This is a genomic window from Priestia aryabhattai, assembly GCF_023715685.1.
Lineage (GTDB): Bacteria > Bacillota > Bacilli > Bacillales > Bacillaceae_H > Priestia > Priestia aryabhattai_B.
Map to the genome: position 1 here is coordinate 149,598 of NZ_JAMBOQ010000003.1, position 22,321 is coordinate 171,918.

The window sequence follows — 22,321 nt, forward strand, 5'->3', positions numbered from 1 at the left end:
AGTCATTCATTTTTGTATAAAAAATAAAGTGCAGACGTTTATGGATTAAATTGTCAGAATGTTCTTAATAAATTGAAGGGGGAAGATAAATGAAACATGAAACAGTAACATTAAAAAGGTCGTTGAAATTATGGCAGATTGTATTAATGGGGATTGGGTATATGACTCCAATGGTAGTATTTGATACGTTTGGGATTGCGTCTGATATGACGGATGGACACGTTCCCACGTCTTATATCATAGCCCTTGTTGGAATGCTTCTCACGGCAATAAGCTACAAAAAAATGATTCAAGTGTTTCCAAATGCGGGATCGGCTTATACATATACACAAAAGACGATCAATCCACATTTAGGATTCTTAGTCGGCTGGTCTGCGCTAATGGATTATCTCTTTTTACCGATGGTTAATGCACTTATTTTTCAAATTTATTTATCATCTATTTTTCCTTCGGTCCCATCTTGGATTTGGGTTGTCAGCTTCGTCATTATCGTTACGCTACTAAATTTACGAAGCGTTAATTTTACTGCCAATTTTAATACGTTTCTTGTTGTATTTCAAATGACGATTTTAGTATTGTTTGTTGCTGTTTCGATCAAAGCATTGCTAAGTGGAATGGGGGAAGGAACACTTTTTTCTATGAAGCCTTTCTTTAATCAGAACATGACGTCATCAGGGCTAATAGCAGGAGCTACACTTATGTGTTTTTCATATTTAGGATTTGATGCCGTGGCTATGTTATCAGAAGAAACGCCTAATCCTAAAAAAACGATTCCGCGAGCTATTTTTTTAGTTGCGTTAATCGGAGGAGTCATGTTTACCGTGACATCTTATTTTATTCAAGCGGTTTTTCCGACGTTAGAAGGATTCAAGCACCCAGACGCTGCGGCTCCTGAAATTGCTATGTATGTGAGCGGTACGCTGTTTCAAATTGTCTTTTTGGCGGGAGGAATTGCAGGAACATTATCATCAGGCATGTCATCGCATGCAAGCGTTTCGCGTTTGTTATACGTAATGGGACGCGATCGAATTTTACCTCAGTCATTTTTTGGTTATGTTCATCCTAAGCTGCGCACACCTTCACGAAATATTGTATTAGTCGGAGTTGTATCAGCAACTGCCATTTTTTTTAGTCTGGCAACGGCTACGTCATTTATCAATTTTGGAGCACTCATTGCGTTTTCTTTTGTTAATCTTTCGGTTATTGCGCACTATGCTGTTCATCAAAAGCAACACCGATCGGCTAAGGGATTTTGGTCATATATTGTTATGCCACTATTAGGAGCAGCAGCGATTGGCGTTTTATGGCTTAACTTGGAACGCAATTCATTTTTACTTGGTATTGGCTGGGCGATTGCTGGTTTGCTTTATTTAGTGTATGCAACTAAAGGTTTTAGCAAGCAGCTGTCTTCCATTGAGTTTAAGGAAACAGAAGAAATGTCACCTTTGAGGAAAGTCGGAGAAAAGTAAGGATAGAAACTACCTATTTAAGCCTATCTTATTAAGGAAGCCACATTTATGGATTACGTATTTTGAACGTGTTACTATGTAAGAACGATAAGATAGAAAAAGGTAGGTAAATTATGATTAAAGCAGTTGTGTTTGATTTTGATGGATTAATTATTGATACAGAATCAGTGTGGTACGAGGTGTACCGCGAAATGTTAGAAGACAGGGGAGTAGATCTACCGATTGCAACGTTTGCTTCTTATGTGGGCACTGATGCTACGGCACTTTACGATTACTTGCTTCAGCAGTTTAACAATGAGCTCACAAAAGAGGAGCTGGCTCAAGAATCGTTAAGACGTCATCAAGAAAAAATGAAATCGTTAGTAGCCCGAGAAGGAGTAGCGGAATACTTAGCAGAAGCAAAAGAACTTGGATTAAAAATTGGTTTAGCAAGCAGCTCATATCGCGACTGGGTAACAGCATTTTTAAAAGAGCTAGATTTGCTGCACTATTTTGAAGTCATCCAAACGCGCGATGATGTAGAAAAAGTGAAGCCAGATCCGGCTCTTTACCGAAATGCAATTGAAAAGCTAGGAGTAGAACCTTCTGAAGCTTTAGCATTTGAAGATTCTTCTAATGGGGCAAAAGCTGCCATGGCAGCAGGTTTGCGCTGTGTGATTGTACCAAATCCTTTAACTAAACACCTGTCATTCGAAAGATATCACTTACACATCGAGTCGATGAAAGAAAAAAGTTTAAAAGAAGTGATTCAGTATCTTTGTATTGAAGATTAAAGCTAAAAGCGTCACATTTTTCAAAAGAAAATGTGACGCTTTTTTTATTGAGTCATTGCTCCTTGAGTCAAATCAAGAGGATTACCTACGGAATTATAGACGCCATCTTAATGGTTTTAGTTACTAAAATAATAAGTCAATAACCTTTAAAGAAATCCTAATTCAGCATTAGTAATAACTTCATTTATGTTTCATTATAAAGAGAGAAGTTTCATTGACATTCTGGAAGAATATGTTTTAAGATTACTTCCAAACAGCTTTAATTCTTAGTTAATTTATGTATTTAATTAGTTTTGGAGGTTTCTATGGGGAAACATATTTATTTAAATGCGTTTGATATGAATTGTGTTGTACATCAGACACCTGGCTTGTGGACGTATCCAAGCGATCAGGCGTCCGAATATAAAACGCTAGATTACTGGGTAGAGTTAGCTAAGCTATTGGAAAAAGGAAAGTTTGACGGTTTGTTTTTAGCCGATGTATTAGGCATTTATGACGTTTATAGGCAAAGTAACGAAGGAGCTCTTAAACAAGCTGCTCAGCTTCCCGTGAATGAACCAACTGCCCTCATTTCCGCTATGGCGTATGCCACAAAGCATTTAGGGTTTGGGGTAACGGTATCTACTACTTATGAGAAGCCTTATGCGTTTGCGCGAAAATTTTCGACATTAGATCATTTAACAAATGGCCGTATTGCATGGAATATTGTGACTTCATACCTTGAAAGTGGATCAATCAATCTAGGATTAGAAGAACATTTTACGCATGAAACTCGCTATGATATTGCCGATGAATTTTTAGAAGTCTGCTATAAATTATGGGAAGGAAGTTGGGAAGAAGGAGCTGTTGTAAAAGATAAAGAAAAAGGGGTTTTTACACTTCCAGACCGGGTTCATCCTATTAATCATAAAGGGAAGTGGTTTAATGTTCCAGGCGTACATTTGTCAGAACCTTCACCGCAGCGAACTCCAGTTTTATTCCAAGCAGGAGCTTCTGCCCCAGGAAGAGAATTTGCCGCCAAACATGCTGAATGTATCTTTACAAGTTTTCCTACTAAAAAAGTAGCGGCAGATTATGTAAAGAAAATGCGCGCTCAAATTGCTGCAGAGGGCAGAGACCCGGAGAGTGTATTAATTTTTAATTTATTTACACCAATTGTTGGACGAACAGAAAAAGAGGCTGAAGAGAAGCTTGCTCGGTTTGAGAGCTATGTCAATTTCGAAGGAGCAGCCACGCTGTTTAGCGGTTGGACAGGAATTGATGTTTCTGTCTATGAACCAGAACAGCCTATTGAATTTATTGCTACGAACTCGGTTCGCTCCGCTTTAGAGAAATTTACAATAAGTGATCCGGATAGAAAGTGGACGGTAGAAGAGGTAGTGAAATTTGTCAGTATCGGAGGGATGGGACCAGTTACTGTGGGTAGTCCAGAACAAGTAGCTGATTTTATGAAAGAGTGGATAAACGATACGGGCATGGACGGATTTAATATGGCTTATGTGACCACACCGGGAACGTTTGCTGATTTTATTGATTTAGTTATTCCTGTTTTGCAGGAAAGAGATTTATTCAAAACGGATTACAGTGAAGGAACTTATAGAGAAAAGCTATTTAAAAAATCACGTTTCTTGCCTGATGAACACTATGGTGCTCAGTATCGAAAGACGAGCCAAAAGGAGAGTTTAACATGACTGCGACAACTGTAAAGGAAGAAATTTATCTTGATCAAGCAAAAAAGCTGTCCTTTTCTTTTGCAAAGGATGCAGCACAAAGAGATAAAGAAGGCGGGACACCCAAACAGCAAAAAGATGCTATTCGCCAAAGCGGGCTGTTAAATTTATTAATTCCTCAAAAATATGGCGGAGAAGGCGGGAAATGGTCAACAGCTTTGGCTATTGTTCGAGAGTTGGCGACAGGCGATGCAGCCTTAGGTCACTTATACGGCTATCACTCCTTGTTTGTCTCAGATATTCGAATCAAAGGTACAGAAGAACAGGAGGCTTATTTTTATCCTTTGTCTGTTCAACAGCAAGCTTTTTGGGGCAATGCCTCTAATCCTTTAGTAGAAAGCCTAAAAGGTGATAAGCAATCACAGGGTTATCTGTTAAATGGAACGAAAGCGTTCGGTTCTGGTTCACCTGATTCTCAGTACTTATGGCTATCATTTAATGACAGAGAAACGGGGCAATATTTAAACGGCGTCGTGCCTACTGCAAGAACAGGCATTACCGTCAAAGATGATTGGAATGCGATTGGACAAAGACAGACGGGAAGTGGAAATGTAGATTTTGAAAATGTGCGAATAGAAGAACATGAAGTGGTTCAAGATTTTGTTAAAAATCCTACTCCTTTTTCAACCATTGGAGCCTCGTTGTCGCAAATTATTTTAACGAATGTCTTCATAGGAAGCGCTTTTGGAGCGATTGAAGAAGCACAAAACTACACGGCTTCTAAAACAAGACCTTGGTTAACATCAGGAGTAGAAAAAGCTTCGGATGATCCAGGTATACTGCGAAAATACGGAGAACTCTGGATTCAAGCAAAAGCAGCCAGTGCACTTGCAGATGAAGCAGCTCTCATATTGGATGAAGCGTGGGAAAAAGGCAAAGAACTAACGGAAGCAGAACGTGGAAACCTAGCTGTTCACGTAGCGGCTGCAAATGTTTTTGCTGGTAATGCAGCACTGGATATCACAAGTGAAATATTTGAAGTTATGGGAGCGCGTTCGGTTCACGCTGAATATGGATACGACCGATTCTGGCGTAATGTAAGGACTCATACCCTTCATAATCCAGCTGAATACAAGCTTCGAACGGTTGGGAATTGGGTGTTAAATCAGCAGTACCCTACACCTAATCCGTATGCTTAATTCAAAAATAGTAAAAAATGAAGCTATCAGACAACTGAGGCTCCTTATTGCAGTTTATTTGTAATAACGGAGTTTTTTTTATGTAGCTTTAAAAAGGGGCGAATACAAGTGGAGTTATTTTGGTTTATTCCAACTTATGGAGATGGACGTTATTTAGGAAGCCATGAAGGAGCTAGGGCTGTAAGCTATTCTTATTGCAAACAAGTTGCACAAGCTGCGGATGAGCTAGGATATAGCGGGGTTTTGCTTCCGACGGGAAAGTCATGCGAAGATGCGTGGATTGCTGCATCTACTTTAGTGCCAGTCACTGAAAACCTGAAGTTTTTAGTAGCAGTACGGCCCGGTTTAATGTCGCCTACACAAGCCGCAAGAATGGCTGCAACATTTGACCGCTTTTCTAAAGGAAGGCTCCTTATTAATGTCGTAGCAGGAGGAGATCCCGTTGAGTTAGAAGGAGACGGAGTGTTTTTAAACCATCACGATCGCTATGAGCTGACAGATGAATTTTTAACGATATGGAGAAAGGTATTAAATGAATCCGATGTTCACTTCGAAGGAGACTACTTGAGTGTTAAAGGTGGAGACGTGCTTTATCCGCCGGTCCAAAAACCGTATCCTCCGCTTTATTTTGGTGGTTCTTCTTCTGTGGCGATGGACGTTGCCTCAAGGCATATAGACGTCTATTTGACCTGGGGAGAGCCTCCTGCACAAGTAAAAGAAAAAATTGAACGAATGAAAGAAAAAGCAAAGCAGACAGGAAGAGAAATTCGATTTGGCATCAGGCTTCATGTCATTGTTCGTGAAACAGAAGAAGAAGCCTGGAAAGCTGCAAATGTGCTCATTCAACATGTAGATGAAGAAGCCGTTGAATCAGCCCAAAAAGTATTTTCTCGAATGGATTCAGAAGGCCAGAAACGTATGAGTGCATTGCATCAAGGCGATCGTTCAAACTTAGAGGTAAGCCCTAATCTATGGGCTGGAGTAGGTTTAGTTCGAGGAGGAGCAGGAACTGCTTTAGTAGGAGATGCCGATACGGTGGCAAACCGAATTAAAGAATATGCAGAGTTAGGCATCGAAACATTTATTTTATCTGGATATCCTCATTTAGAAGAAGCATATCGAACAGCAGAGCTTTTGTTTCCAAGGCTTCCAGTTAAGCGTAAGCAAGATGAGAATGACCGCACGTTTATCAGTCCATTTGGTGAAGTGAAAGTTAATAATAAAACACCCGCTAAAAGGTGAGAAAGGAGGGAGTATTATGAACCACACCAAAACGATTGCGGCGTCTCAAGAGAATCTACTAAAATTGGCTGATCAGTTGGCTAAAGAGTTTTCCAAAACAGCTGTAAAAAGAGATAGAGAAGGTGGAACGCCTCTATATGAGCGTAATCTACTTAGAAAAAGCGGTCTTTTAGCCCTCCCGATTCCTAAAGAATACGGAGGTTATGGAGCCAGCTGGCCGATTGTTTTTAAAATCGTGAATATCATTGCGAAAGCAGATAGTTCACTTGCACACTTGTTAGGCTATCATTATTTGACGGTTTGTTCGACTTTTCTGTTCGGAAGTACTCAGCAGTACAAAACTTTTTACAAAGAAACAGCAGCTCAACAGCTTTTTTGGGGAAATGCCTTTAATCCTAGAGATTCAGGGCTAAAAGCAGTTCGAGAAAACGGACGGTTAATGCTCAACGGAAGCAAGAGTTTTTGTTCCGGGGCAACGGATTCAGATCGTTTGTTAGTATCGGCTCAAGAAGGAGGAAGCGGCGAGGTATTGCTATGTGTACTTCCTACTCATAGAGCAGGAATCGTTACTGAAGATAATTGGGACGGGTTTGGACAGCGCCAAACGGATAGCGGAAGTGTAAAGTTTGAAGATGTTATCGTTTATGAAGAAGAAATATTGCATAAAGCAGCTGAAGAGCAAAAGGTTTTTCCTACGGTACGAACGCATTTGGCTCAGCTTATGCTCACTCATTTATTGTATGGTATTGCTCAAGGCGCTTTGGAGGAATCAAAAGCTTATGTGAAAGTTCATACAAAACCGTGGCTAAGTTCAGATGTTGAAGCAGCAGAGCAAGATCCTTACATTATTCAGCAATACGGTGAAATGAGTTTAAACCTTCATGCTTGTTCAGCACTTATAGAAAAAGCTGTTATAGAATTTGATCATGCATGGAAAAAAGAAGATGCGCTAACGAAACAGCAGCGCGGCGAGTGTGGAATTGCCATTGCGATGGCTAAAACATTTACTGTCCAAACGGCCTTACATATTACTTCCACTATATTTGATGGGATGGGAGCGAGAGCCACGTCTGATCAGTATAAATTTGATCGCTACTGGCGCAACGCACGAACAATTAGCTTACACGATCCTGTTGCTTACAAGCTACGTGACATAGGTAAATGGTATCTTAGCAGTGAACTGCCGCCTATTACACCATATTCATAGAAAGTTTACCAAAAAAGACGAGCTTGATATTTCAAGCTCGTCTTTTTTGGTAGAATAGATATAATTTTTTTAATTAAAAGTAACGAATCAGCTTGTTTAAATAGATAAAACTGATATAATGATAACGATTATCAGTTTCAAGAGTCAATTATCTACATAAAGATACAAGCAGGAGGAATGACATTTGAATAAGAAAAAAATAGGACTGCTGGCTTTTATTATAATGCTGGCAATCGGAATGCTTATCGGCTGCAGCAGCACGAATAAGGAAAATTCAGCCGATGAGAAAAATGAAAAAACAAGAGTGGTCAAACATGAGCTTGGAGAGACAAAAGTAAAAGGAAATCCAAAGCGGGTAGTCGTATTAGAGTTAGGTTTTATTGATGCATTGTTAGATGCTGGTATTAAACCTGTGGGAGTAGCTGATGATGATAAAGCAGAACAGCTTATTGATAAAGATGTACTAAAAGAAATCAAAGGATACAAATCAGTTGGCACGCGAGCACAGCCGAGCTTAGAATCGATTAAACTGTTGAAGCCAGATTTGATTATCGCTGATTCAGAACGTCATAAAAATGTATATAAAGAATTATCGAAAATTGCGCCAACGATTGAATTGAAAAATTTAAATGCTAATTACGATGATTTACTAAATACGGAGTTAAAAGTAGGAGAAGCTGTTGGCAAGAAGGCAAAAGTTGAAAAAGTGGTAGAAGAGCATAAGCAAAAAATGAAAGATTTAAAAGCAAAAGCACCAAAAAATCCGGGCAATGTACTTGTTATCGCTGATGCAAATGGTAATATTAATGCTAGAACTTCAAATTTCTTTACAACGGGTGTTCTTGAGCAATTGGGCTTCAAAAATGCATTAACAGATCCTACAAAAGAGTACAGTGTAAAAATGACAATGGAGCAGCTCGTAAAAGCAGATCCAGACAAACTCATTGTTATGCGAAATGAAAAAGGTCATACGCCTTTAGCAAAACAACCATTATGGAAAGAGCTAAAAGCGGTTAAAAATAATCAAGTGTATGAAGTTGATGTATTTAAATGGTCTCTTCGCCGAAGTGTACAAGGTGCAAATGGTATTGCAGATGAAGCAGAAAAGTTATTATTTGAAGGCAAATAATAACGAAGAAAAGAACAATCCAATGGGTTGTTTTTTTTCTTTTTATCGACTTTCAAATGAAAGGAGGCGCAGTCTACTATGAAAGCTGTTCACGGTTTATCCAAAAGAAACAGATCTCCACTTCGTATAATAGCTATTTTTCTTGCTGTTATCATTCTTTTATTGGTTTCCATGTTCTTATCTATTTCCATCGGTTCTATACATATTTCTTTTGGAACGATTAAGCAAGCTTTACTAGATTTTGACGGATCAAAAGAACAATCTATTATTCAAACTGTCCGCCTGCCTCGCCTACTGGTAACGGCATTTGTTGGCGCTAATTTAGCGGTCGCTGGAGCGTTGATGCAAGCATTAACTAGAAATCCATTAGCTTCTCCTGGTATTTTTGGTATTAATGCCGGGGCATCAGCGGCAATGGTATTTTTAACAGTTTTAGTGCCGGGTGTAAGTATGATTGGTGGGGTACTTGGAGCGTTTTTAGGAGGCGCATTTGCTGCTGTTATTGTCTACGTCATGAGTTCGTTGATTAAAGGAGGCGACAGCGATGTAAAGCTTGCTTTAACGGGTGTTGCTATACAAGGTATGCTTATGTCTCTCACGCAAACGCTGCTGATTTTTAATGAAAGCAAAACAGAAGGCGTTATGTTCTGGCTCACCGGCTCAGTTATTGGCCGAGATTGGGGCCATGTTCATGTATTGCTTCCTTTTAGCGTCGTGGGTTTACTTATTGCGTTTGGTCTGGGAAGAGCGTCTTCTTTGTTGTCTTTAGGAGATGACGTAGCTAGAGGACTCGGGCAGCGAGTCTTTGCCATTAGAGCGTTCACTGCAGTTGTCGTGATTGTATTAGCGGGTGTTTCAGTAGCGATTGCAGGTCCAATTGGCTTTGTAGGACTTGTTGTTCCTCATATGGTGCGCTATTTAATAGGTGTAGATTACCGAGTCGTTTTGCCAATGAGCGCGCTGCTTGGTGCATCTTTATTGCTGTTAGCAGACGTATTGTCGCGATTTATTACATATCCGTATGAGACCCCTGTAGGTGCAGTAACAGCATTGCTTGGAACGCCGTACTTTATTTACTTAGCGAGACGCAAAAAAACAGAAAGGAAGGCATGAGTATATATGCAGACTGTCAATAAAACAAAAAAGCAACCATCTCGATTCAAGTCTGTCGGCCTGTTTATTATTCTTTCTGTCTTAATTATAGCGCTGAGCGTGATAAGCCTTAGCTTAGGAGACATCAACATACCTCCTCTAGACATTATTACGTCTTTTATTGGTATTGGCGACCCTGACTTGACGTCCATTTTAGTAGAATTTCGTTTACCTCGTATTTTGCTGGCTATTTTAACTGGAATCGGCCTAGCTGTGTCCGGAGTCGTCGTACAGTCTATTATGAGAAATCCGCTGGCTAGCCCAGATACATTAGGTCTTTCAAGCGGATCAGGATTAGCTGCTGTTGCAATTACTATTTTACTGCCTTTAGCAAGCCCATCTGTTTTATCAGTCGCTGCGTTTGCAGGGGGCTCCCTTGTTTTTGTAATCGTCTATTTGCTTGCTTATAAAAAAGGAGTAGAACCTATTCGATTTGCGTTAATAGGTGTAGCGGTCAGCGCTTTTTGTTCATCAGGTATTCACTTATTAATTTCAAAAGCAAATCCAAACGTAAATGCGGCACTGATTTGGCTGAGCGGCAGTTTATGGGGAAGGACATGGGATCAATTAATTGGTTTACTTCCCTGGGTGATTATATTATTACCGCTGATTTGGCTGTTAGCTGCTCGTTTAGATTTAATTCATTTAGGTGATGAAGTGGCTCGAGGACTAGGGGCTAGAGTAGAGTTAATTCGTTTAGTATTACTAGCAAGCGCAGTGGCAATGACGGCTGCCGTTGTATCGGTTGTTGGCACCATTGGCTTTGTAGGGCTTATTATTCCTCATGTGGCCAAACGGTTAGTGGGACCGAGGCATAAAAAATTAATTCCTACAGCCGCTTTACTTGGGGCTTTGTTTGTACTAGCAGCAGATTTAATTGGGCGAGGAGTTGCTCCTCCGATTGAAATTCCGGCTGGATTAATCATTGGCATTATCGGTGCTCCATATTTTCTTTATTTATTGTGGAGAGAATCTAAAAAATAAGCTCGCGCTAAAGCGCGAGCTTATTTTTATTCCAGATGAATTTTTGGAAATGGAATATGCGGAGGCTCTTCTAGCCATCCCTGTTCAATACTTATTCTTGATACTTCTTTGGCGTATTCCAAAATTTCAGTCGTGAATGTTGTATATTTTAAAGCGAGTCTAAACGCGGACTTGTTGACATCGCAAGCCCATATCCACGTACATTTTCAGTAATCATCGCAGCTAGGTGAAACCTCATTAGTTTTTCTGAAAATGGAGAAAATGATTGATTGTTCATGATAAACTCCTCAATATATAGGTAATTAACATGTTTCTAAAAGGTTATCAACTAGTATAAGTCAAAGGAAGTAAGATAAACACTATAGAAAGTAAAAAGGTATCAACATTTTACTATAAGAGTAAACGTCATGCATAACTTAAAGGTTCTTTTAGGAAAAGAAGGGCGCAACCGCTTCTTTCTTGCAAAACAGAAATAAAACCGAAATAATAAATGAAGAAAGTTAGGCAAGAAAGGAGTTTCATTATATGCCAGAAGGTCCAGAAATTAGACGAGCAGCCGATGAAGTCGAAAAAGCGATTATCGGTCTTCCCGTTAGTGAGATATGGTTTTATTTTCCATCTTTGCAGCATTACGAAGAAGTATTAACAGGTGCTAGTATTCAAAGAGTAGATACAAAAGGGAAGGCTATGCTTATTCGTTTCGACAACGGTTATACCATTTATTCACATAATCAGCTTTATGGAAAATGGTATGTACGTTCATCTTACAATTATCCATCTACAAACAGACAGCTGCGCCTTGCTATTCATAATGAAAAGAAATCAGCGCTGCTTTACAGCGCTTCTGATATTGAAGTATTGCGTGATGAAGAAGTTTCTGCTCATCCTTTTGTATCAAGAGTAGGTCCGGATATCTTAAGTGAAGAAGTAACGGCAGCTGAGCTTTTAGATCGCTTTTGCTCTAAGCCATTTTATCGTAGAAAATGGGCGTCGCTGCTGTTAGACCAAAGCTTTATAGCGGGGATCGGAAATTACTTGCGAAGTGAAATCTTATTTGTAGCGGGGATTAATCCTACAGCTCGTCCAGTAGACTGCACGGAAGAACAGCTTAAAAAGGCAGCTGAAGCAACCATTTCTCTTGTAAAACAGTCCTATGAAACAGGAGGCATTACAAATGATGTAAAGCTTGCTGAAACGTTAAACAAGAAAGGCCAAAAGCGCTCTGCTTACCGCCACTGGGTTTTTAACCGTGAAGGAGAAGCTTGTCGAATTGACGGCACGCATATTTTAAAAGTGCAAGCTGCTTCTAGAAGGCTTTATTACTGTCCTACTTGTCAAAAATAGCAGGATATTTATTCTGCTATTTTTTCGATGTAAAAATGAATGATTGTTCATTTTATGATATAGTTAAAGAGTAAAGTGCGGAATCTTAAGAGGAGGGATAGGATGAAATGTAAAGCAGGAGATACATTTACGTGGCAAAGAACGTTTCAAGAGGAAGAAATCATGCAGTTTGCGGAGATGACTGGAGACCGGGGTAAACATCATTTGGAACGTGATGATAAAGGGCGGCTAATGGTTCATGGACTTATGACTGCTAGTATTGGAACAAAAATAGGAGGAGACTTGAACTATATTGCAAGAGAAATGGTGAGTGAATTTCTTCGTCCGGTTTTTTCAGGAGATACGGTTACCTGTGAATGCATATTAACTGAAGTAGAAAAAGCAGATGGTTTTCAAAAAGTAAAAATCAAATCGGTTTATCGAAATCAACAAGGTAAAGAAGTACTGATAGGGACAAGTAATGGAATTATTAGAGATTAAAATGAAAGCGTAAACAAAATGTGGGGTATGAATGTTATTAGAAAAGTCACAGATTCGTGACTTTTTTTACGTATTTTTTAAAATATAATTTTAAAAAATAAAATAAATTATTGAAATTATATTTTAAACGAATTATAATAACCATAACTTCACTACACGATGAAAAAGGAGCTAAAAAGATGAATGAACAGCTTACATTATTAATAACAGAGTCCCAAAACGAGCAGACAATGAAGATAGATACAGCTAGTACAAAAGAAATTTTAAACGTAATGAATAAAGAGGATCAAAAAGTGGCGCTGGCCGTGCAACAAGTACTTCCAGACGTAGAGGTGGCAGTTGAGTTTGTAAGCGAATCGTTTCAAAAGGAAGGTCGCCTTATTTATGTCGGCGCGGGAACAAGCGGACGACTGGGAGTATTGGATGCTGTTGAATGCCCGCCTACTTTCAGTACCAATCCCACTCAGGTACAGGGACTGATGGCTGGAGGAGAAAAAGCATTTGTTAAAGCAGTTGAAGGTGCAGAAGATAAAGAAGAATTGGGAGCAGCAGACTTACAAAAAATTCATTTGAATGAACGAGACACAGTCATTGGAATTGCTGCAAGCGGACGCACTCCTTATGTGATTGGTGCATTAAGATATGCAAGATCTGTAAAAGCTAAAACGGTGGCGCTGTCTTGCAATTGTAATTCTCTTATTGGAAAAGAAGCGGATCATAGTATTGAGGTAGTAGTAGGTCCAGAAGTGCTAACAGGTTCAACAAGGTTAAAAGCAGCAAGCGCTCATAAAATGATTCTCAACATGATTTCCACAGCGGCTATGATTAAAGTAGGAAAAGCATATGAAAATTTAATGATAGATGTTCATGTGAGCAATGAAAAGCTCAAAGAACGAGCGATAGGTATTATTTGTAAAATAACAGGTGTTTCTTATGACAAAGCAAGTCAAACGCTTGATGAAGCAAATAACGAGGTAAAAACAGCAGTGGTTATGATTAAAACAAATGAAAATTATGACACCGCGAAGATGTTACTGAATGATGCGGACGGTTATGTGAGAAAAGCGATTGAACATTACGTATAAAGGAGAGAAACGATGTCAACAGGCGGATTAACAATGATTAAAAACACGGTGGCTAAGCTCCCCGATTCAGAGAGGAAAATTGCTGAATATATTTTAAACAATCCGCATACTGTGGTAAACAGTACGGCTGGGGAACTAGGAAGACTAGCGAATGCGAGCAGTGCTGCTGTTATTCGTTTGTGTAAATCTATAGGGGTTAGCGGCTTTCAAGAATTAAAGGTAAGAGTAGCCGGTGATTTAGCTAGAGATACGGAGCAAGGATACCGGGATATTGAAACAAATGAAACGATTCAATCTATTGTCAAAAAAACGGCAAGCAACAGCATTCAAAGTCTAAGTGATACGGCCGAGCTTGTGAATTATAAAGAAGTAGAGCGGGCTGTTTTGGCGCTGATTGATTCCAAAAACATTCATTTTTTTGGAATCGGTGCCTCCCATATTATTGCTATAGATGCGCAGCAAAAATTTCTTCGAATTAATAAAAATGCTACGGCTTTCGCAGATAGCCATTTAGCAGCTACACTCATCGCAAATGCAAGTAAAGACGATGTAGTCGTGGGTATTTCTTTTTCAGGGGAGACTCCTGAAGTAAGCAACGTCTTATCTTTAGCTAAAAATCGCGGAGTAAAGACGATTAGCTTAACCAAATACGGACAGTCTACAGTTTCGTCTTTAGCTGATATTTGTTTGTATACGTCTTATTCTCAAGAAGCGCCGTTTCGAAGCGCAGCTACATCGTCTCGTTTAGCCCAGCTTTACGTAATTGATGTTTTATTTTTAAGTATTGCAGCGCAGCAGTATGACCAGACGATTGAGTATATTGATAAAACAAGGGATGCCATTCAGTTTTTAAAAAATAAGAAATAAAAAAAGAAAGCGATTACAAAAAAGGGGATTTTGTGGTCTGTTTCCTCAGTAACGTATCCATCTAAGAGGAAAATACAAAGGGGGATTAACATGTCTTTAGATAATCATCAATTAGCAAAGGTTATTTTGGAGATGCTTGGGGGAGCATCCAATATTGAAGCGTATACGCATTGTATGACTCGGCTGCGTGTGACTGTAAAAGATGGTTCAATTGTGAAAAAGGCAGATATACGAAAACTTGAAGGCGTGCTCGGATTAGTTGAACAAGAAACGATGCAAATTATTATTGGTCCTGGCAAAGTGAACAAAGTAACAGAGGAATTTGGAAAGCTAATTGATGAATCCGGCGGTATTAACTTAGAAAATCGTGCAGCTCAGCGGAAATCGGAGCTGAAAGAAAAAAATGCAACTCCGTTTAAGCTCTTGCTTCGCCGAATTGCGAGTATTTTTATTCCGTTGATACCTGCTCTTGTAGCATCCGGACTTATCACCGGGGTGACAAAAGCAGCTGTTCAAGCGAAGTGGCTTCCGGCAGATTCACAGATTGCTATTCTTTTAACCGTCATAGGAAGCGGCTTATTTGCTTATCTTGGTATTTTAGTAGGCATTAATGCAGCAAAAGAGTTTGGTGGTTCGCCAGCTCTAGGAGGCTTAGCAGGTATTTTAGTCATTAATCCTGCCGCAGCTGATATTAAACTTTTTGGTGAAGCTCTTTTACCAGGGCGTGGTGGCTTAATAGGGGTATTGCTTGCAGCAATCTTTATGGCCGTAGTGGAAAAACGAGTACGTAAATTTGTCCCTCAGTCACTTGATATTATTATTACACCGACTGTTACGGTGTTAATTACAGGAATTATTACGTATGTAGTATTCATGCCAATAGGAGGCTTGATTTCAGATGGAATCACAAAAGGTCTTCTAGGAGTTTTAGAGGTTGGAGGAGTTGTAGCAGGCTTTGTTTTAGGAGCAACGTTCTTGCCGCTCGTCATTACAGGACTGCATCAAGGTCTTACTCCTGTTCATTTAGAGCTTATCAATTCAATTGGAGATGATCCGCTTCTTCCCATACTAGCAATGGGCGGAGCCGGTCAGGTAGGTGCAGCTTTTGCTATCTATATAAAAACAAAGAAAAAACGTTTAAAGCGAGCAATTGGAGGCGCTCTTCCTTCAGGACTGCTCGGAATCGGAGAGCCGCTCATTTTTGGGGTCACGCTTCCTTTAGGGCGTCCATTCTTAACCGCTTGTCTTGGAGCTGGAATCGGAGGAGCATTTCAGGCTCACTTCCATATTGCGACTGTAGCAGTTGGAGTATCAGGTTTGCCGCTTACGTTTTTAGTTCATGCGCATCAAATTCTTCTTTATTTACTCGGGTTAGTTGTTGCTTATGCAACAGGTTTTATTTGTACCTATTTCTTTGGATTTAACGATGAAATGGCGAGGGAGTTTGAATGATTGGTATTTCGTTTTACTTACATGATAAAGATGCTAAAAAAAGATTATTAGAAGCAAGTGAGTACGGCGTCACACGCGCATTCACTTCGCTTCACATTCCCGAGGAAAAAGGAGATTTGGCTGAACGAGCAAAAGAATTGCTTCATGTGGCTAGAAATTGTGGAATAAGCGTGTATGCAGACGTATCTAAGCACACGCCGGTTCATTTAGGGATAGAAAGCCTTATGACTCTATCTTTACTTGGCGTATCGGGTATTAGACTAGACGATGGCTTTAGCGTAGAAGAAACTCTTTCACTTGCGAATGAATTTTATATTGCTGTTAATGCAAGTACATTATCAAAACAAGAAATTGAAGCGCTGTTATCTGCAGGCCTTCATCATCATCAGCTGCTTGCATGGCATAATTTTTATCCGCGTCCTGATACAGGACTTGAAGAAACGTTTTTCCAACAGCAGACAGATTTATTTAATGAACTTCAAATTCCAGTCTGCGCTTATATTCCCGGAGAAGGCGAAAAGAGAGGCCCTATTTATCAAGGCCTTCCTACTAGAGAAAAAGACCGTAATAGATGTCCTTTTACATCTGCAGTAGATTTATACAGATGCGGAGTAACGGAGATTTATATTGGAGATCTATCCGCCAATTTAAATCTATTAAAACGTTTAGTTCAATATCAAGAAAACCGGATTATTCCGCTTCGCATTCGTTCACCTCATATAGAGGGAACGTACAGCGTGCGTCCGGATCTATCAAGAGACGTTCTGCGGTTGGTTGATACGCGATCTATAAAACCAGTCCCGCCATATCATACAGTAGAACGCAGGATGGGAGCAATTACAATGGATAATGATGGCTATGGACGTTACAGAGGAGAGGTTCAAATAGCTAAAACGAATTTGCCTGCAAATGCTAATGTTAACGTGATTGGGTATGTGATAGAGGAAGATCATGAGCTGCTTTCATTAGTGAGACCGGGGCAAAAACTTGAGCTTGTCACTGTTTAAATGGAAAAATGGATTCGATGATGAGTCCATTTTTTTATTTGAGATGAAAGTAAAAAAAGAATTGTCAAACTAAAATGAAAGCGTTATACTGAGTTTAGTAAAACGTTAAACTAAAAATGGAGATGGTCATCTGGTTACGATTAAAGATATTGCAAAAGCAGCAGATGTTTCAATTACGACTGCCTCCCTCATTTTAAATAACAAGCCGGGAGCAAGCAGAATTTCTGAAGCTACTAAACTGCGTGTAATTGCAGCTTCAAAAAAATTAGGCTATATCCCCAATATGTCTGCACGTAACTTGCGTGGACAAGACAAATCAGCGCAGCTAACAATTGCTCTTATTTGGCCAATTGATACGCGCGTCTCGTTAGTGGGACGTATTCTCACAGGTATTCAAAGCTACATAGCTTCATTAAAAAACGGCCCTACTATTAAATTATTAGTCGAAACGTTTCAAAATGAAGAAGGTATTTCCTCTGTAAAAGGTCTTCAAACATCTTCATACTTTAACGGGGCGATTATTGCTAATACAACGGCAGCTGATGAGGCTTATATTCAAAGATCTAAACCTGGTGTTCCGATTATTTTATTTAATCGGGTCTCACCTATATACTCTGTTATACAATCCAAAAATTATGAAGCTGGTCAAGCGGTAGCAGATCATTTTATTCATAATAATCACCAGCATATTAGTATTTTAGTTCCAGATGTGTCGTCACAGGCTTTAGAAGCAGGAGTAAAAGGTATGACAGATAGAATTGAACAGACTGATGTTACGTATTGTCACCATTACTGTTCATATACAGAACAAGGTGGCTATGACAGCATCAAACAGCTTATTGAACAAGGACAAGTTCCAACCGCTGTGATTTGTTTGAGTGACCACGTTGCGTTAGGAGCTCTTTCTGCTCTTAATGACTACGGCATCTCTGTACCAGCTGATTGTGAAGTGATGGGATTTGATAACCAAGAGTTCTCAAAATTTACTAATCCGAAACTTTCTACTGTCAATTTGCCGGTAGAGAAAATGGCTTATTGTGCAGGGGAGCTTTTAGTTAAAACTATTTCTGATCCATATGGGGATGTGGACCAACAGATATTTGATTTGGAAATTATTCACCGCAATACAACGAGAATTAAATAAAAAGCAATGTCATTTATAAGGTCTCTTTTTAAAGAGACCGATTTAGAAAATAAGAGCAAGCTTTTTATTTTTTTATTAGTAAAACGTTTTACTAAATATAGATGAATTCACTACTAACAAAGGGGAGAAGGAAATGAAACATTTATACGGGGTTACAACAGCAATGGTTACACCGTTTGCTAAAACGGGTGAAGTAGATTTAGAGAAAGTAGTAAATTTAACAGAGTTTTTAATTTCAAAAGGAGTGCACTGCTTGTATCCGCTTGGTACAACGGGAGAGATGCTACGTCTGTCTGTAAAAGAAAGAAAGGAAATAGCAGAAACAGTAGTGAAACAAGCGGCTAATCGTGTAACCGTATTCATACACGTAGGGGCTATGAATGAAGAAGATACAATTGAGCTCGCAAAACATGCCTGTGAAATTGGAGCCGACGGTATCGGAGTGGTTACGCCTATGTTCTTTGGAGCAAACGACAATGAGCTAGAAACGTATTTTACAAAAGTAGCACACAGTGTTCCAAATGATTTCCCCATGTATTTATATAATATTCCTCAGTCTTCAAGCAATGATTTAACTGCAGAGGTAGCGCAAAAAGTAGCAGAGGCATGCAAGAATGTAATTGGTATTAAATATAGTTATCCTGACTATTTACGAGTAAATGATTATTTAAATATTAACGATGGAAACTTCTCTGTTCTTCCAGGAACCGATCGTTTATTTTTAGCGGCTCTGGCTATGGGGTGTGAAGGAGTTGTATCCGGTGTATCCGGCGTTTATCCCGAGCCGTTTGTAGAGACTTATAATGCATTTAAAGCTAATGATTTAGAAAAGGCAAGAAAGATGCAAAAAGTTGCTATACAATATTGTGAAGCTCTTTTAAACGGAAGCAACATGTCTTATTTTAAAGAAGCATTAAAATTAAGAGGTATTAACGTTGGTGGCATGAGATCTCCTCAAATAGATTTAACAGAAGAAGAAGTCAAAGAATTAGATGATAAACTAAATAGCATTCATCCAAAAAGCAGTGTTTAATAAATGGTTCATGTTCTGAATAAACTCATGCAATTCTAGTGAATAGGGCTGTTTGATTATAAGCAGGCAGCTCATTCACTATAACTATTAAAGTTATGGAGGAATGTTCTATGGCGGTTACATCTAAAACAAATGAAAGCGTTAACAAAGATTTGGGTCTTGTAAAAAAAGATGTAAAAAAGACGAATATACGCTGGTGGCTCATTACTGTATTGTTAATTGGAGCAGTTGTTAACTATTTAGACCGATCCAATTTAAGTATCGCTAATACCACTATTGCTAAAGAGTTTGGGCTGTCCTCTACACAAATGGGTCTTTTACTTTCAGCTTTTCTATGGCCATATGCTTTAGCAAATCTACCTGCCGGCTGGTTGGTTGATAAATACGGGCCAAAAAAAATGTTTGCATGGGCATCTGGCCTATGGTCTGTAGCAACGGTAGCAAGTGCTTTTACTAACACGTACTCCGCTCTTTATGCCATGAGAATGCTTCTAGGTGTATCGGAATCTCCTTTTTTCACATCCGGAATTAAAGTGACGGAAAGATGGTTTTCAAAAGAAGAGCGTGGCCTTCCTACTTCTATTATTAATACAGGGTCTCAAATTGCTAATGCGATTGCTCCGCCGTTGTTAACGGTATTACTTTTAACGATGAGCTGGAGAGGAATGTTTGTTGTTATAGGAGCAGCCGGCTTTATTGTGATGTTTGTTTGGCTAAAGATATATCGGGATCCGGATTATGTTGCCAATAAAGTGAAAGCTGTCCCTAAAGAAGAAATAAAAAGCAGTCATACCTCACAAGCAAAATGGTCACAGCTTTTTAAATATAAAAGCACGTGGTTTATGATTATCGGGAATTTCGGAATTATGTTTACAATATGGGTTTATTTAACTTGGCTTCCGAGCTACTTAGAAACAGAGCGCGGTTTCAGTCTAAAACAAACGGGGTGGATTGCTGCTATTCCGTTTCTAGCTGGAATTATAGGAGTGTTGCTCGGCGGTGCAATTTCAGATCGTTTTATTCGAAAAGGAGTTCATGCAGTAACAGCAAGAAAAATTCCAATTGTAGGCGGGGCGATCTTGGCGGCAGCATCGGTGGCACCCGTTCCTTTTATTGATAACGCAGCCTTGAGTATTGTCTTATTATCCATTGGCTACTTCGCATCACAGTTGCCATCAGGCGTAATTTGGACCCTAGCGGCGGATGTTGCACCAAGGGAACAAGTTGCTTCACTCGGCGCTATTCAAAATTTCGGAGGGTTTCTAGGAGCAGCAATGGCCCCTATTGTAACGGGATTTATATTAGATGCAACCGGAACTTTTACAGTGGTGTTCCTATTAGGCGCAGGACTGCTTTTAATTGGCGCTATTAGTTATGGCGTATTTTTAAAGAAGCCGATAGCTAACTAGTAATCTTATAAAAGTAAAGAGCGCACACTACTTGAAAAAGGTTTGTGCTTTTTATTTTACTAAAAAGGAAACTATTTTCATTGCTAGATCATAAACCTTTCTATTGAATAAAACGCTTTACTATGATAAAACTATTAAAGGTAAACATATGATAATAGATTAATTTCATAAAGATACAACACCACTAGGGGTGCTTTCGAAGCTGAGAGAGACGAGAAGTCTTAACCCTTATAACCTGAACTAGGTAATACTAGCGTAGGAAAGAGGTATTGTAATGAATGTTTTGTATGGGATTCCCTTACGAACTCGTTATAATAATTTTGTTTATATACACAAAAACACTTCTTTCCTGCGAAAGAAGTGTTTTTTTATGCGTAAAGGAAGGTGTCATACATGGAAGAAACAATTGATTTGCTTGTCAAACAGGTAGAGGAGCGCAAAGAGGAGCTAATCCGGTTATTAACAACGCTTGTTTCATATAAAACGCCGGCGCCTCCTGCACGAAATTCTCATGAAGCGCAGCTATACGTAGCGGATTTTCTTAAAAACTGCGGGTTTTCCATCGATATGTGGGACTTATATTCCAACGATCCTATCGTAGTGGGGACGTTAAAAGGAAAAAAATCAGCAGACTACCAAAGCTTGATTATTAACGGGCATATGGATGTTGCTGAGGTACAAGAAAATGAAAAGTGGGAGACAGATCCGTTTGAAGCTGTCGTGAAAGGCAATACGATAATCGGACGCGGAGTTGCGGATATGAAAGGCGGCTTGGCAGGAGCGTTATTTGCAGTCCAGCTTTTAACAGAAGCAGGAATTGAGCTTCCGGGAGACTTAATTTTTGAATCTGTTGTAGGAGAAGAAGTGGGAGAAGCAGGTACGCTGCAATGCTGTCAGAAAGGATATACAGCTGACTTTGCGCTCGTAGCGGATACGAGTGATTTACATATTCAAGGTCAAGGCGGAGTTATCACGGGATGGATTACCATAAAAAGCAGCAAAACTTATCATGACGGTACACGCCGAAGTATGATTCATGCTGGAGGAGGACTGTTAGCTGCGAGCGCTATCGAAAAGATGGCAAAAGTTATCGGAGGGCTGCAAGAATTAGAACGTCACTGGGCTATTACAAAGAGCTATCCAGGATTTTTGCCAGGGACAAATACGATTAATCCAGCGGTAATTGAAGGGGGAAGGCATGCTGCTTTTATTGCAGATGAATGCAGGCTGTGGATCACCGTTCACTATTATCCTAATGAATCGTACGACCAAGTATCAAGAGAAGTGGAAGAATACATTTTAGCTATTGCAAAAGCAGATCCATGGTTAAAAGATAATCTGCCAACCTTTGAATGGGGAGGCACATCGATGATTGAAGACAGAGGAGAAATCTTTCCGTCATTAGAAATTGATGAAGGTCATGCAGGAGTGCAGCTGCTTGCAAATACTCATGAACAAATTGAAGGAAAAAAGCCTCCAATTGATGTGTCAACTAGCGTAACAGACGGCGGTTGGCTAGCCGATGCCGGTATTCCGGCAGCTATTTACGGTCCGGGAAATTTAGCGAATGCACATGCTGTGAACGAACAATTAGATGTGAATCAGCTTGTTCAATATACAAAAGTGATGGTGCAGTTCATTTATACGTGGCTGCATACGCATAAGGAGTGATCAT

General features: G+C 39.5%; 21 protein-coding genes, 1 pseudogene and 1 riboswitch. Of the genes and pseudogenes, 20 read left to right on the plus strand and 2 right to left on the minus strand.

Going from position 1 to position 22,321, the window contains the following annotated elements; genetic code table 11:
* The first annotated feature begins 89 nt into the window (after positions 1 to 89).
* From M3225_RS13895 to M3225_RS13935, 9 genes are all read left to right on the plus strand, one after another.
* Entirely contained in the window at positions 90 to 1,469 is a 1,380-nt protein-coding gene (locus M3225_RS13895) for an APC family permease (protein ID WP_251394664.1), read from the plus strand.
* Between the two features lie 116 nt (positions 1,470 to 1,585).
* Complete coding sequence (locus tag M3225_RS13900) at positions 1,586 to 2,242, plus strand: HAD family hydrolase (protein WP_251396076.1); 657 nt, start codon at positions 1,586 to 1,588, stop codon at positions 2,240 to 2,242.
* A gap of 305 nt (positions 2,243 to 2,547) precedes the next feature.
* On the plus strand, positions 2,548 to 3,933 hold the full coding sequence (locus M3225_RS13905) for an LLM class flavin-dependent oxidoreductase (RefSeq protein WP_251394666.1): 1,386 nt from the start codon (positions 2,548 to 2,550) through the stop codon (positions 3,931 to 3,933).
* Positions 3,930 to 5,111 (plus strand): acyl-CoA dehydrogenase family protein, encoded by a 1,182-nt coding sequence (locus tag M3225_RS13910; protein WP_251394668.1) that lies wholly within the window; start codon positions 3,930 to 3,932, stop codon positions 5,109 to 5,111. The genes M3225_RS13905 and M3225_RS13910 overlap by 4 nt, the downstream gene beginning before the upstream one ends.
* Positions 5,112 to 5,219: 108 nt before the next feature.
* Positions 5,220 to 6,353 carry an FMNH2-dependent alkanesulfonate monooxygenase gene (ssuD, locus tag M3225_RS13915; protein ID WP_251394670.1) on the plus strand — a complete coding sequence of 378 codons (1,134 nt, stop codon included), beginning with the start codon at positions 5,220 to 5,222 and terminating at the stop codon, positions 6,351 to 6,353.
* 16 nt (positions 6,354 to 6,369) lie between these two features.
* Positions 6,370 to 7,560: an acyl-CoA dehydrogenase family protein gene (locus tag M3225_RS13920; RefSeq protein ID WP_251394672.1), complete on the plus strand. Its 1,191-nt coding sequence runs from the start codon at positions 6,370 to 6,372 to the stop codon at positions 7,558 to 7,560.
* Positions 7,561 to 7,744: 184 nt separating this feature from the next.
* Complete coding sequence (locus M3225_RS13925; RefSeq protein ID WP_251394674.1) at positions 7,745 to 8,689, plus strand: ABC transporter substrate-binding protein; 945 nt, start codon at positions 7,745 to 7,747, stop codon at positions 8,687 to 8,689.
* 78 nt (positions 8,690 to 8,767) lie between these two features.
* Entirely contained in the window at positions 8,768 to 9,802 is a 1,035-nt protein-coding gene (locus tag M3225_RS13930) for a FecCD family ABC transporter permease (RefSeq protein WP_251394676.1), read from the plus strand.
* 6 nt (positions 9,803 to 9,808) lie between these two features.
* Entirely contained in the window at positions 9,809 to 10,825 is a 1,017-nt protein-coding gene (locus tag M3225_RS13935) for a FecCD family ABC transporter permease (protein ID WP_251394678.1), read from the plus strand.
* Positions 10,826 to 10,851: 26 nt separating this feature from the next.
* Here the strand turns inward: M3225_RS13935 and M3225_RS29930 are convergent, their stop codons facing one another.
* On the minus strand, positions 10,852 to 10,947 hold the full coding sequence (locus M3225_RS29930) for a hypothetical protein (protein ID WP_349254704.1): 96 nt from the start codon (positions 10,945 to 10,947) through the stop codon (positions 10,852 to 10,854).
* 26 nt (positions 10,948 to 10,973) lie between these two features.
* Positions 10,974 to 11,102: a DUF3231 family protein gene (locus M3225_RS13940; protein WP_251394680.1), complete on the minus strand. Its 129-nt coding sequence runs from the start codon at positions 11,100 to 11,102 to the stop codon at positions 10,974 to 10,976.
* Between the two features lie 248 nt (positions 11,103 to 11,350).
* On the opposite strand from M3225_RS13940, the gene nei reads away from it, so the two are divergent.
* The 11 genes and pseudogenes from nei to M3225_RS13990 all read left to right on the plus strand — a co-directional run bounded on the left by nei (position 11,351) and on the right by M3225_RS13990 (position 22,317).
* Positions 11,351 to 12,169: an endonuclease VIII gene (nei, locus tag M3225_RS13945; protein WP_251394682.1), complete on the plus strand. Its 819-nt coding sequence runs from the start codon at positions 11,351 to 11,353 to the stop codon at positions 12,167 to 12,169.
* A gap of 102 nt (positions 12,170 to 12,271) precedes the next feature.
* On the plus strand, positions 12,272 to 12,649 hold the full coding sequence (locus M3225_RS13950) for an FAS1-like dehydratase domain-containing protein (protein WP_251394684.1): 378 nt from the start codon (positions 12,272 to 12,274) through the stop codon (positions 12,647 to 12,649).
* A gap of 179 nt (positions 12,650 to 12,828) precedes the next feature.
* Entirely contained in the window at positions 12,829 to 13,734 is a 906-nt protein-coding gene (gene murQ, locus M3225_RS13955) for an N-acetylmuramic acid 6-phosphate etherase (RefSeq protein ID WP_251394686.1), read from the plus strand.
* A 12-nt stretch (positions 13,735 to 13,746) separates the two neighbouring features.
* A complete protein-coding gene (locus tag M3225_RS13960) occupies positions 13,747 to 14,601 on the plus strand; it encodes a MurR/RpiR family transcriptional regulator (RefSeq protein ID WP_251394688.1) in 855 nt (284 codons plus the stop codon).
* 90 nt (positions 14,602 to 14,691) lie between these two features.
* Positions 14,692 to 16,053 (plus strand): PTS transporter subunit EIIC, encoded by a 1,362-nt coding sequence (locus M3225_RS13965; RefSeq protein WP_251394690.1) that lies wholly within the window; start codon positions 14,692 to 14,694, stop codon positions 16,051 to 16,053.
* Positions 16,050 to 17,060, plus strand: coding sequence for a MupG family TIM beta-alpha barrel fold protein (locus M3225_RS13970; protein WP_251394692.1), 1,011 nt, complete (start codon positions 16,050 to 16,052; stop codon positions 17,058 to 17,060). Before M3225_RS13965 ends, M3225_RS13970 begins: the two co-directional genes overlap by 4 nt.
* A 148-nt stretch (positions 17,061 to 17,208) precedes the next feature.
* Positions 17,209 to 17,331: pseudogene (locus M3225_RS29935) on the plus strand (LacI family DNA-binding transcriptional regulator); the annotation flags it as partial.
* Positions 17,332 to 17,343: 12 nt separating this feature from the next.
* Positions 17,344 to 18,204, plus strand: a complete 861-nt coding sequence (locus M3225_RS13975; RefSeq protein ID WP_251394694.1) for a LacI family DNA-binding transcriptional regulator — start codon at positions 17,344 to 17,346, stop codon at positions 18,202 to 18,204.
* Positions 18,205 to 18,337: 133 nt separating this feature from the next.
* On the plus strand, positions 18,338 to 19,237 hold the full coding sequence (locus M3225_RS13980) for a dihydrodipicolinate synthase family protein (protein ID WP_251394696.1): 900 nt from the start codon (positions 18,338 to 18,340) through the stop codon (positions 19,235 to 19,237).
* 110 nt (positions 19,238 to 19,347) lie between these two features.
* Positions 19,348 to 20,646: an MFS transporter gene (locus tag M3225_RS13985; protein WP_251394698.1), complete on the plus strand. Its 1,299-nt coding sequence runs from the start codon at positions 19,348 to 19,350 to the stop codon at positions 20,644 to 20,646.
* 176 nt (positions 20,647 to 20,822) lie between these two features.
* Positions 20,823 to 20,925: riboswitch (TPP riboswitch) on the plus strand.
* A 114-nt stretch (positions 20,926 to 21,039) separates the two neighbouring features.
* Positions 21,040 to 22,317 carry an acetylornithine deacetylase gene (locus tag M3225_RS13990; RefSeq protein WP_251394700.1) on the plus strand — a complete coding sequence of 426 codons (1,278 nt, stop codon included), beginning with the start codon at positions 21,040 to 21,042 and terminating at the stop codon, positions 22,315 to 22,317.
* Positions 22,318 to 22,321 lie beyond the last annotated feature (4 nt).